A 12372-nucleotide genomic window follows, 5' to 3' on the forward strand; every position below is an offset into this window, starting at 1 on the left:
ACATACCGTTTTGTTTAGCTGAATTTAACTCTCAACTTAACAAGGGCATTTCTTTAAAGTACCGCCAGCCGATGGATAACGCGCATCGACACAATAACGATAGAAAGTTTTAGCATCCATTGGTGTTAAATCAGGATGATGAGCTTTCATGTGCTCCACATAAGTTTGATAGTCTGGAACACCGACCATCAAGCGAAAACTTTGCTGCAAACGCTGCCACAGTGTTGCAATGCGTGACCAGTTCTTTGGAGAAAGCAACAGCTCTTTTTGTGAGAGCACCGTCATTTTGATGATTTTCGCAATAATGACAGTTCCATTTTTTGCAAATTTAAAATTCATCATTACTCTCCTCGCGTGGTGACCACTTCAGGATCAGCATATACAGCTGGGGATTCATTTACAGTCGGTGTTGGGCTTGCTAAAGCACGGCGTACAATACCAATTGAAGCAATAATCATGACAATCGATACAATCATAAAGAAGCCACAAAGCGCAGCATTAATCTGATTAGACATCACAATGTTTTGCATCTCAGCAATAGTTTTGGCTGGTTTAAGAATTTCACCACGAGCAATTGCATCTGAAAATCTATTTGCTTGCGCTAAGAAACCAATTTTTGGATTTTCGTGGAAAATCTTTTGCCAACCCGCAGTCATACACGTTACGAATAAGAAAATTGTTGGAATGATGGTCACCCATACATATTTTTCTTTTTTCATTTTAAACAAAATGACTGTACCCAAAATGAGTGCCATTGAAGCCAGCATTTGGTTACCAACACCAAACAGAGGCCATAAGGAGTTAACACCGCCTAATGGATCAATCACACCTTGATAGACGAAGAAGCCCCATCCACCTACAGCGACCGCTGTTCCTACTAAATTACCGAAGAATGAACCTGATGCTTTAACCGCAGGAATAACAATACCCACTGTGTCTTGCACCATGAAACGACAAGCACGAGTACCCGCATCTACAGCAGTTAAAATGAATAATGCTTCAAACAAAATAGCAAAGTGGTACCAGAATGCCATCATTGAACGGCTATTGAAAATTTCCGAAATGATATGTGCCATACCAATCGCAAAGGTAGGCGCACCACCTGTACGCGATAAAATCGAAGTTTCTCCGACTTCCTGTGCCAACAGCGTTAACATTTCAGGGGTAACAACAAATCCTAAATTACGAACCGCTTCTGCCGCTGATTCTACAGTTGTACCAAGTACAGCCGCAGGTGCGTTAATAGCAAAGTACACGCCTGGGTCTAAGACAGTTGCACAGATCATCGCCATAATACCGACGAAAGACTCCATGAGCATGCCGCCATAACCAATCACGCGAATATCTGCTTCGTTATCAATGAGTTTTGGTGTAGTACCACTTGATACAAGCGCATGGAAACCAGAAATAGCACCACAGGCAATGGTAATAAATAGGAATGGAAATAAACTACCCGAGAAAACAGGACCAGTACCATCAATAAAATGAGTCACTGCTGGCATTTTCAATTCAGGTAATGCAATGATAATACCGACTGCTAAACCGAGAATGACACCGATTTTAAGGAAAGTTGATAAATAATCACGTGGCGCTAGCAATAACCAGACAGGTAATACTGAAGCAATAAATCCATAAATGATTAAGCACCATGTAAGCTGTGTTCCAGTTAAGGTGAAAAACTCACCCCAGTATGGATCTGCTGCAACATGTCCACCATAAACAATGGCAAGCATCATTAAGACGAAGCCAATAATAGAAACTTCAGCAATACGTCCCGGGCGAATAAATCGCATGTAAACGCCCATAAATAATGCAATTGGAATAGTCGCTGCAATAGTAAAAACACCCCATGGACTATGGGCAAGTGCTTTAACCACAACTAAGGCCAATACCGCAAGGATAATAATCATTACCCCAAGCGCGCCAAGCATTACAACGATACCAGCAAAAGAACCCAGTTCCTGTTTTGCCATTTCACCAAGCGAACGACCGTCTCGACGCGTTGAAATAAATAAAACTAAGAAGTCTTGTACTGCACCCGCGACAACCACACCGACCAGTAGCCAGATTGTCCCTGGTAAAAAACCCATTTGTGCAGCCAAAATTGGCCCGACTAATGGTCCCGCTCCAGCAATTGCCGCAAAGTGATGACCAAAAAGTACATATTTATTGGTGGGAACATAATCCAGACCATCGGCTAAACGATGTGCTGGGGTTAACCGTCTTGGGTTTAATTCAAATACTTTAGTTGCAATAAATAGACTATAAAATCGATATGCGATGCTATATACACATGCTGCAGCAAGTACAAGCCAAACCGCATTGACATGTTCACCACGACTGAGTGCCAGCATCCCAAAAGAAATTGCACCTATAATTGCCACTAGGCTCCAGACCAGCTTGGAGGGAAGCGTAGATTTCGCTTGCATTGTGTCCATTCTTAACCTCTCAATAAATAACTACAGCATTTTTATATTGTTATGTACTGTTCTATCAAATCCTTGTGACTGTACTCCTCCTTTAATTTTTTTCCTCTTATACTTTCGCATAAAAAAAGGGATGATTTACATCATCCCTTCGATAATAGTTTATTTTTTAACTATTATGCACGCTCTAAATAATCGCCAGTACGAGTATCTACACGAACGCTATCTTCTTGCTGAACAAATAACGGAACACGAACAACCGCACCTGTTTCAAGCTTAGCTGGTTTACCGCCACCGCCAGATGTATCACCGCGTACACCTGGATCAGTTTCAACAATTTTTAATACTACGAAGTTCGGCGCACTTACAGTTAAAGGCACACCGTTGAACAACATAATAGTACATTTTTCATTTGAATCGTCTTTTAACCATTTAGCTGCATCGCCCATTGCAGTTTTGTCTGCAGCGATTTGCTCAAAAGTTACAGGATCCATGAAGTTCCAAAGCTCGCCATCATTGTATAAGTAGTCCATTTCTACTTCTACGATGTCAGCCGCTTCTACAGTATCGCCAGACTTAAAAGTTTTTTCTAAAACTTTACCAGTTCTAAGGTTACGTAATTTTACGCGGTTGAACGCTTGACCTTTACCTGGTTTTACGTATTCATTTTCCATGATTGAACATGGGTTACTGTCAAGCATGACCTTAAGGCCCGGCTTGAAATCATTTGTAGAATAATTGGCCATGACTGGCACACTCCAAACTTAACAAGTCAACTATGCGATATAATGCGTTGTTGCATTATCTTAATCGTGTCAAATGATAAACTATTTATACCAAGAGCAAAACTGGCAATCGCAACTGAGTGACCTTATTACAGATCCTTTGGAGTTGCTAAACCTACTCGAGTTATCCACCGATCAGCTATTATCAGGTGCGATTCTGGCTTCTGAACAGTTTAAATTACGGGTTCCTCGCGCGTTCGTCGGAAAAATGAACGTTAAAAACCCTTTTGACCCGCTTTTACTACAGGTTTTACCTCATCATTTAGAACTTGAGGAACATCCTGAATTTGTAACTGATCCTTTAGGTGAGGAAGCAGCAAATCAATTACCCGGCGTATTACATAAATATCAATCACGTTTTTTACTGACTTTGACGGGTGCGTGTGCTGTACATTGCCGTTATTGTTTCCGTCGTCATTTTCCCTATCAAGAAAATTTGCCCAAAAATGACGATTGGCCAAATATTAAAAATTATATTGAAGCGAATCCCAATATTAATGAAATCATTTTGAGTGGTGGAGACCCCCTTACACTTTCTAATCGTAAAATAGCACTTTGGCTAGAACGCTTATCATCTCTCAAACAAATTAAGATTCTGAGAATTCATTCACGTGTTCCAATTGTTATTCCAAACCGTATCGACGAAGAGCTGATTTCTTTATTAAAAAACAGTAGGCTGCGTATTATTCTGGTGGTACACTCAAACCACGCTTCTGAACTCGATGACTTTACCTGTTCAAAATTGTTAGAGTTATCTGCCCAGCACATTACTGTACTTAATCAGGCAGTTTTGCTTAAAGGTGTTAATGATTCGGCACAAACATTAATTGATTTAAGTTATCGTTTATTTGAAGCTCGCGTTATGCCTTATTACTTACATGTGTTAGATAAAGTAAAAGGCGCGCAACATTTTGATTTAATACCATCTGAGATAGATGATATATATCGTGATGTGTTAGCGAACCTACCGGGGTATTTGGTTCCTAAACTCGTCAGGGAAATTGCGGGCGAAAAGAATAAAACACCGCTTTTTGGGGCTACAACATTTTGAGTTATATAATAAGTGATGATGAATAATGCACTGTCGGACATTTTTCACAATCAAACCGCACTCACTCGTGAACGGTTAAGCTTTTGTGAAGCCAATATTAAAGATCTTAATGAATGGGTCACTACCCTTTCTATTATGCAACTCGGCGATACGTCAAAAGCATTATTCACCGCTATTTTAGAGCTCAATGAATTAAAATGTAGTGAGACCTTGCGTTTTGATCTCATACAAACCCTTCATCCCACCATTAATAACGTTCTTGCAAGCCTAGAAAAAAACTTTTTTAACCAAGGCGTGATTAGCACAGACCGTAATGAACACATTATTGAATTAGCAATGTTGCTCCGTTGCTATTTTGCCAGTATTTATTTAAATATTGCTAAAAATAGCCATGAGCAATTACAACATCAAAAATTTTCACTGTTTGCCTATAAACAAAAAAAGAATTTGCAAACGGCACGGACTTTATCGACTTTCCATGCACTGCAACAATTAACCAGTCTCTTATATCAGCAGCATATGCTCTATAGTGAGCCGGTCAAAGGGCAATGGTTAATTGCGCATCAACTCTATGAAACTGCTGTTCAGCATAAATATCATCTGGTAAATATTAACCATATTCAGGGTGTACATCATCCTCTAGGAAATATTACTCAAGCTTATGCTCAGCTGATTTTGCTCGATATTTTAAATACGAATCAGATTCGTCAGTCAGAAATTCAAGCATTATTTCAATGTAGTTTTGACTGGGCAAGAATGATTCATATTTTGCCGAAAGACACAGCCTTAACGAAATATGTGGTTGACCCAAATAAAGATCATCCGCCGGTTTATAACACCAAACGCAGCTCTAACTTTAGCCCAAACATTTTTATAGGCACACAAGCTTTACTTGAGCATGTCACTGCAACCATGCATAAAAATGCGCAATATATTTCCAAGAATGAAAAGTTTTATTTAAGCCCAGCTTTAAAGTTTCATGTTCAAACTATTTTAGGTACAACTGCTCAACGTCGTCATGAACGTTATGAGTACAATGCAGAGCTACAAATTTGTTTTGGTTTAAGTACGGCTCATTTTTATCTATCGAAAGCAAAAAACTTTGAAGAAACGCTACAACTTAACAATAACTACAACTTACAAAGCGAGTCTAAAGTTTTATCAAATTTAGAGAAAAAAGAACAACAAACGTCATCCTATCAACGCTTAAGTCGTGAAAGCAAAACCATTTATCAAACCACTGTTCTCGATATTAGTGTCAATGGATATCGTATTAAATGGTCTGGGGAAGCACCGAAAAATCTAAGAACCGGTGAATATATTTTAGTTAAAGAAACTTTGCATGGACAATGGCGTGGTGGAGTAATCCGCTGGATTAAACAGTCGACAGAAAAAAGTCTAGAGTTAGGTTTAGAGATTTTGTCACAGGCTATGTTCCCTTGCGCAGTGCATATTCAAGCTGAGCGTCATACGCGTAATTATCATCCTGCACTACTACTACAAACACAAAACCTAGAAGAAATACAAAATACGCTGATTTTACCGGGGTCACAAATTTTTAGAGAGCAACAAACAATTCATTTACGATTGGGGACAGAAGAAATCAAAGTGTATCTACTCAAAGCACAACTCATTACTCAAAGTTTTATTCAATTTCATTTCGAACTTTTGAATGAGCAGCAACAAGGTCTGCTTGATCAGTTCATGATGAAAAAGGGTAATAACTCTAGCAGTCAAGATTTATGGGAAGCACTAAAGTGAGAAACTCTTTATTATCTAAAAAGTTAAAACGTACTGAAACACGTTTACTCATTATTGATGACAACCAGCTACGTTATAACCAGATTTTAAATTTATTATTGGGGAATGATTATCAAGTTCAGGCATTATTGCTTGATGATTTAAAAAGTTTCGAAAAACAGTTAAATACGCCTTGGGATGCTATTATTTTTGGTCGTGCATATGACCTAAAAATTGAACAGACCCTCTCCCTTATTCAAGCATCTGAACAGCCAAATTTACCTGTTTTGTTATTGCAACCTGAAGATTATCAGCCTCAGCAATATCAAGCTTATATTCATAAAGGTATTTATGATGTAGTTCCATTAGAACCATTAGATTATTTTTATATCACGCTTATTCGAACCTTGTCGTATAGCCATTTATTGCAAACCGAGCAACGCCTGACCAGTGAACTAGAGACTATTCACTCTCATACACAAACATTGGTCAATAACAGCCATAAAGCAGTTGCCCTTTTTCAAGAAGGTATGCACGTTAAGGCAAATACAGAATACCTCAACCTTTTTGGCTTTAAGCAAGAAGAAGAGATTATTGGCCTGCCGATATTAGATGTTTTACAACCCAATGATTTAAATATTTTTAAACAAAGATTTAAGAAGATTTCATTAGGTCAATTTGATCAGGCGCGTTTTGAAATCCAGAGTCAACATGCAGCAATTTCAGGCAATAATGCTTTAAAACTTGAATTTATTCCTAGTCAGGAAGAAGACGCCGTACAGTTAACCATTGACTATCAACTGGATTTACAAACACCCGCAAATACAGTCTTTTCTGAAAAGAGTTATGGGTTAATTACACCTTGGCAACAGATTAATCGACAGCTATCAACCCACCCTGCTCAAGCGAATGCGTTGGTTTTATTTAGATTAAGTCAGTGCCCAGAGCGTATATTTCAACTCGATTGGCAAACTCCTGGACAATATTTTAATCAGCTGCAAAGTTTTCTGAAAGAACAAGCACAAATGCCGATTTTCAATCTTGAACTTGGGGCATATCTTGGCGTTTTGCAAGCCGAGAACAGTACAGTCCTTAACTCCCAATTGGCTAGTCTGCAAAGTTTGCAAAAAGAGCATTTATTACCGATTAATGAGCTTAACTACTCTATCCAGTTTAAGCTGAGTTATGCGCAAATTACTGAACCTTTAGATGAAGCTAGTTTTGCAAAGCTGCTCGATCAAACAAGTCAGCAAGAGCTACCTAAGGCGAAGTCAGAAATTGAGTTAGTGCCAACTATCGATATTATCTCTCCTGAGCCTACGAGTTCTTCTATCTCACTTGATCTAAGCCTTCAGAATGTTGATGCTCCTGTGCAATCTTCTTTATTGCAACAATTAAAGCAACAGTTAGCACGGGGTGAAATTCATTTAAAATATCAGCAGATTTATGATAAGCATGATCAAGAAACCCATAACTATGAAGTGACTAGCGGTTTTATTGCAGATGAACAGTGGCATGACTTAAACGATTTAGCCACATTAAGAGATGATAGCGAACTTTCTATTCAATTAGACCGTTGGATCTTGGTTGAGGCTAGCAAGCAGCTACATAATTTTATTACGCAGTATCCGAAAGCTAAACTGATTATTAACTTAAATATTGATATCTTACTCAAAGATAAATCATTCCCTGAGCTGATTTCGAAATTACTCACCATTATTGGTAGTAAGCAAGAAAGCCCATTGGTTTTACAATTTTCAGAACAAGCGATTCAGCCACATCTTGCAATTGTGCAGCAACACATAGCTCGCCTACGTCAACACGGCGCAGAAATTTCAATTCGGGATTTCACATCTTCTATTTATAGTGAATCGATATTGCAACAACTTGATGTTCAATATTTAAAATTGCAAGCGAAGAAGACAGAGCTATTAAACTCAGACGCTGGTTTAGCGCAATTACAAGAAAAGGTTTTGAACTATTTGACTGTAAAACCAGTAGGGATTTTGCTTGCCGATCTTAATGATATGAATTTATTTGCAAACGCTTGGAATGTAGAAGCACGTTTTTTACAGGGTCGTTATTTCCAGAAAAAACTTGATCGATTAACAGACGTACAAGACCAATAATGGTCTTTTCGTTCATAAACAAAAAACGGGCATAAAGCCCGTTTTTTGTTTCGCTTTGCAGTATTAACGCTTGATAGAGCGAGACATACCAGAAAAACGTTGTTTGAATTTGTCGATACGACCACCAGTGTCTACATTCTTTTGCTTACCAGTGTAGAAAGGGTGGCAAGCTGAACATACGTCAAGGTAGATAGTGTCTTTACCTAAAGCAGAACGAGTTTCGATTACGTTACCGCAAGAACAAGTTGCTACTAATGTTGCATATTTTGGGTGAATATCGGCGCGCATCGTCGATTACTCCTAATTTAGAAAGGCTTAAGCTGCCATCGCAATTGATCACTCTCAACTAAGTTGAGGACAGGCTCAAATGAGCAGATCAACACCACAACAGACCATTCTTTTGGCCCACCGAAACCTCTAAGGTTAGAGCTAAGCACAACAAGTGGACAAGATTATACGTCAAATAATTTTTATTTGCGAATTAATCTTTAGATTTAGCCCAGTAATTTGCAATTACCCCACAAACCATTAATTGGATTTGATGAAAGATCATAATAGGTAACACAATCATGCCTAAGGGCTGGCCAATAAATAAGATTTGCGCCATCGGTACACCACTTGCAAGCGTCTTTTTTGAGCTACAAAAGAAAACCGTGACTTGATCTGCTCGATTAAATCCAAAAGCACGAGGTAGATAAAGTGCTAATAGCATAATGATGGTTAAAAGAACTGAACAAGCAACCGTTAGAATGAGTAAGGTTTTCCAGCTTACCTGATGCCAAAGCCCTGCGACCACTGCCCCACTAAATGCACCATACACCACCATCAAAATTGAGCCTTGATCGAAAGCTTTAACAATACTTGGAACTTTTGCCATATAAGGAAAAATATAAGGACGTAATATTTGCCCTAAAATAAATGGCACTAACAGCAACAAGGTAATTTGTATAATTGAAGCAGTCGGATCGAACCCATGTTGGCTTTGGCCTAAAATAAAAAAGCTAACCAACACTGGAGTGATAAACATACCAATCAAATTTGAAAAAGATGCACTACAGACCGCTCCCGCCACATTCCCTTTTGCAACTGATGTAAATGCAATAGAAGATTGAACCGTAGAGGGTAAAAAGCACATAAACAAAAAACCCCAGTACAGCTGCTGACCTAGTAGAGGTAACAGAATCGGCTTAGCCAATAAACCAATCACTGGAAAAACAAAAAAAGTAAATGCGAATACAAGTAAATGCATTTTCCAATGCAAAATGCCTTCAATTACAGCCTCACGAGACAGCTTCGCACCATGCAAAAAAAATAATATTGCAATCGCGACCGTGGTGAGTGTATTGAAATATTGCGCTGCTTGACCACTGACTGGAAAAAATGTTGCTAGTAGTACCATTCCAACCAACAAAATTGTAAATCGATCAAGTGCCAATAACTTCAACATAGCCACATCCTATGATTATTTTAGATAAATAAAAAACCCAGTTGATAAATTGACCATTCGGTCGGATATTCATCATACTGGGCTCTAAAAATAAAGCTAGACTTTTAAGATCTAAATCTTAAATCACCTAAGTCATTTACTTAGTTGTTTCTGGCATCAGCATCTTGTTGAATCAACTCGATTTTATAACCATCTGGATCTTCAACAAATGCAATAACCGTTACGCCGCCTTTCATTGGGCCTGCTTCACGCACGACTTTACCACCACGTGCTTTAATTTCTTCACATGCTTTATAAGCATCATCAACGCCAATGGCAATATGGCCATATGCATTGCCTAAATCATAACTTGAAGTATCCCAGTTATGAGTGAGTTCAAGCACAGTATTGGTTTCTTCATCACCATAACCAACAAATGCCAGTGTAAAGCGCCCTTCTTCATAATCACGCTTACGAAGTAACTTCATTCCTAATACTTCGGTATAGAACTTTAAAGATTGTTCTAAATTGCCTACTCGCAACATTGTATGAAGCATTCGCATGTTTATTCACCTGCCTTTTCTGATTCATGTGTTTGATGATCTTTTAGCAGTTTTCCAACCCAAACCACTAAAATCAAGATTGGAATACCAATAAGAGTGGTCATCAAAAAGAATTTTGGATATCCAATATTACTGACTATGGTACCTGAATATCCACCCAAAAGTTTTGGTGTAAGCGTCATGAGTGAACTAAAGATCGCATATTGAACAGCTGTGAATGACACACTCGTTAAACTTGAAAGGAATGCAATAAATGCGGCGCCCGCCAAGCCAGAAGCCAAGTTGTCGACAATAATGGCAAAATAAAGCCATAAAGAACTATAGGGTTTAATCACCTTACCGCTGATTTCAACTGATTGACCTGAAAGCGGGTCAACGTAAGCTAAGGGTTCAATATTTACATCTAATTCACTTGCTGCTTTTAGATTTGAGCTAACAGCATATGGATGAGATGCAGAAAGTATTTTCCGTTCACCGTCTACTACAGCTACATTGAGTTCTTTACTTGTCGATGAAGCTAATTTTTTCGCATCAATTGCTGCACTAAAAATACCTTTTTCATCTGACATTTTTGCATCAAAATTTTGTCCATCAAGACTAATTATGATTTTTTGTGTAGGAGTTAAAGCTTGCCCGAAGTATTGCCCTCGAATCACAATACTCCTTTCTCCCTCTTTCAAATAGATTTGATCATTACCCATGATCGGTAAAATTTGTAGAGGTGATTTGGCTAATTCAGTAGTGAGTAATGGTTGAGTACGAGTCACAGGTGCTACACCATTTTGTGTGGCATAAGCAGCTTTCACCTCAATTTGTTTCACCCCATTAAAGCTAGAACTTGGTACCGCAAGCTTCCACAAACCTACTTCATCGGGCTGAACTTTATAGCTTTGCTCACCAACTTTTACATCAACTACATCTAATGGCTGTCCAGATTTTACCAGTCCAATAAAAATTAAATTGGTAGAACTTGCCAAAACTGCACCGACAAACATAAGCTTCATAATGTTTATACGCTGTGCTAAAAGACCACCTAAGAAGCCACCTATTAAACTAAATATCACCCCATAAATTTTGACTGCTTCAGCAATTTGTTCTTTGCTAAAGTTAAGGTCTTGATAAAAAACATTGGAAATAACACCCGCAATAATGTCTGAAATACGGAAGAAACCAATGAGGAGTAATAAGACTAATGCAAGTTTGACACCATAACGTTTAAAGAAATCTAAGATTGGTGCAATCCATGTCTCTTTAGCCATTTGTTGGTTAACTACACCAAATTTAACCAGTAAATAGCCCACAAAAATGGCACAAGCTGTCGCCGTTAAAAATCTTAAAGCTTCTAAACCAAATAATGCCGCGTTGTCTTTTATACTTCCCGCTTGTGAGATTGAATCTGTTATCTGTCCAGAATAAATATAGGTGACTACAAATGAAATAACGGCAACAAAAAACACGAACACCAAGCGGTAATAATCACTACTCTTATAGTTTTTATAAACACGATTTACCTGAGGTTCACGAACGAGCAAAGTCGTTACAATGCCGACCAACATAACCGCTGCCATGGTTAGGTAAGTCATTTTCCAAGCTTCGTAAATGTAATTACCTTTAGCAGTTCCCAAATGTGCAGCTAGAAATAATGCACCCGCTCCAGCCACAATCATTCCGATTCGATAACCAGCATTATAGGTAGATGCCAACACTGTTTGCATTTCTGTTTCTGCTAATTCAATACGGTAGGCATCAATCACAATATCTTGTGTTGCTGCTGAAAAACCAAGCAACACCGCACCTACAGCCATTTGAACCAGATAACTCTGACCTAAAGCTGGATCAGAAAAAGCCATAATACAAATAGCAAGGACAATCAAACACTGTGCGATTAACAACCAAGCACGTCTTCGGCCTAACATTTTAGTTAAAACAGGTACAGGTAACTCATCAATGAGAGGAGCCCAAACAAACTTAAAAGAGTAACCTAGAGCCGCCCAACTAAAAAAAGTGACTGCACTTTTATCAATACCTGCCTCTCCAAGCCATAAAGAGAGACTAGAGAAAATTAATAAAATTGGAATTCCGGCAGAAAAACCAAGAAACAGCATAATTAATGCACGGCGATCTAAAAATGCTTTAAAAGCCGAGACCCAACCCGAAGCTTGTGTGGTCATTCGTTTTTTATTTTCCATAAATTATAAATGTGCCTATTCAAACCCTTCTTACAATTGCTTTCAAGATTCTTTATGCAAACA

At 38.4% G+C, this 12372-nt stretch carries 10 protein-coding genes; 3 read left to right on the forward strand and 7 right to left on the reverse strand.

All coding sequences use genetic code 11. The features are described from left to right. Positions 1-36: 36 nt before the first annotated feature. The 3 genes from BMW38_RS05400 to efp form a co-directional block, all read right to left on the reverse strand. A complete protein-coding gene (locus BMW38_RS05400; RefSeq protein ID WP_092706425.1) occupies positions 37-342 on the reverse strand; it encodes a YbdD/YjiX family protein in 306 nt (101 codons plus the stop codon). After that, positions 342-2438 (reverse strand): carbon starvation CstA family protein, encoded by a 2097-nt coding sequence (locus BMW38_RS05405; RefSeq protein ID WP_213031101.1) that lies wholly within the window; start codon positions 2436-2438, stop codon positions 342-344. Before BMW38_RS05405 ends, BMW38_RS05400 begins: the two co-directional genes overlap by 1 nt. Positions 2439-2602: 164 nt before the next feature. Then, complete coding sequence (efp, locus tag BMW38_RS05410; RefSeq protein WP_004643557.1) at positions 2603-3172, reverse strand: elongation factor P; 570 nt, start codon at positions 3170-3172, stop codon at positions 2603-2605. A 73-nt stretch (positions 3173-3245) separates the two neighbouring features. Between efp and epmB the strand changes: the two genes are divergently transcribed. Genes epmB through BMW38_RS05425 form a run of 3 tightly spaced genes read left to right on the forward strand, consistent with a single transcriptional unit; the run spans position 3246 to position 8131 of the window. Then, the gene (epmB, locus tag BMW38_RS05415) at positions 3246-4262 is read left to right on the forward strand and encodes an EF-P beta-lysylation protein EpmB (RefSeq protein WP_092706427.1); all 1017 of its coding nucleotides are present in this window, start codon (positions 3246-3248) and stop codon (positions 4260-4262) included. 15 nt (positions 4263-4277) lie between these two features. Then, complete coding sequence (locus BMW38_RS05420; RefSeq protein ID WP_092706429.1) at positions 4278-6023, forward strand: GTPase; 1746 nt, start codon at positions 4278-4280, stop codon at positions 6021-6023. Then, positions 6020-8131 (forward strand): EAL domain-containing protein, encoded by a 2112-nt coding sequence (locus BMW38_RS05425; protein WP_092706619.1) that lies wholly within the window; start codon positions 6020-6022, stop codon positions 8129-8131. The genes BMW38_RS05420 and BMW38_RS05425 overlap by 4 nt, the downstream gene beginning before the upstream one ends. A 63-nt stretch (positions 8132-8194) precedes the next feature. On the opposite strand, the gene rpmE is transcribed toward BMW38_RS05425, so the two are convergent. From rpmE to BMW38_RS05445, 4 genes are all read right to left on the reverse strand, one after another. Beyond that, positions 8195-8419 (reverse strand): 50S ribosomal protein L31, encoded by a 225-nt coding sequence (gene rpmE / locus BMW38_RS05430; protein ID WP_003650476.1) that lies wholly within the window; start codon positions 8417-8419, stop codon positions 8195-8197. Between the two features lie 193 nt (positions 8420-8612). Further along, the gene (locus tag BMW38_RS05435) at positions 8613-9584 is read right to left on the reverse strand and encodes a bile acid:sodium symporter family protein (RefSeq protein WP_170834038.1); all 972 of its coding nucleotides are present in this window, start codon (positions 9582-9584) and stop codon (positions 8613-8615) included. Positions 9585-9718: 134 nt separating this feature from the next. Then, the gene (gene gloA, locus BMW38_RS05440; RefSeq protein WP_003650472.1) at positions 9719-10120 is read right to left on the reverse strand and encodes a lactoylglutathione lyase; all 402 of its coding nucleotides are present in this window, start codon (positions 10118-10120) and stop codon (positions 9719-9721) included. Between the two features lie 2 nt (positions 10121-10122). Beyond that, on the reverse strand, positions 10123-12309 hold the full coding sequence (locus tag BMW38_RS05445; RefSeq protein WP_092706432.1) for an AmpG family muropeptide MFS transporter: 2187 nt from the start codon (positions 12307-12309) through the stop codon (positions 10123-10125). Positions 12310-12372 lie beyond the last annotated feature (63 nt).

The organism is Acinetobacter sp. yr461 (genome assembly GCF_900110445.1).
In the GTDB taxonomy this organism is placed as follows: domain Bacteria; phylum Pseudomonadota; class Gammaproteobacteria; order Pseudomonadales; family Moraxellaceae; genus Acinetobacter; species Acinetobacter calcoaceticus.

Bases quoted from the DNA above. Each gene is read 5' to 3' on its own strand.
- rpmE (WP_003650476.1), bottom strand. From the start codon at position 8,419: ATGCGCGCCGATATTCACCCAAAATATGCAACATTAGTAGCAACTTGT.
- BMW38_RS05405 (WP_213031101.1), bottom strand. From the start codon at position 2,438: ATGGACACAATGCAAGCGAAATCTACGCTTCCCTCCAAGCTGGTCTGG.
- epmB (WP_092706427.1), top strand. From the start codon at position 3,246: ATGATAAACTATTTATACCAAGAGCAAAACTGGCAATCGCAACTGAGT.
- BMW38_RS05445 (WP_092706432.1), bottom strand. From the start codon at position 12,309: ATGGAAAATAAAAAACGAATGACCACACAAGCTTCGGGTTGGGTCTCG.
- efp (WP_004643557.1), bottom strand. From the start codon at position 3,172: ATGGCCAATTATTCTACAAATGATTTCAAGCCGGGCCTTAAGGTCATG.
- BMW38_RS05400 (WP_092706425.1), bottom strand. From the start codon at position 342: ATGATGAATTTTAAATTTGCAAAAAATGGAACTGTCATTATTGCGAAA.
- gloA (WP_003650472.1), bottom strand. From the start codon at position 10,120: ATGCGAATGCTTCATACAATGTTGCGAGTAGGCAATTTAGAACAATCT.
- BMW38_RS05420 (WP_092706429.1), top strand. From the start codon at position 4,278: ATGATGAATAATGCACTGTCGGACATTTTTCACAATCAAACCGCACTC.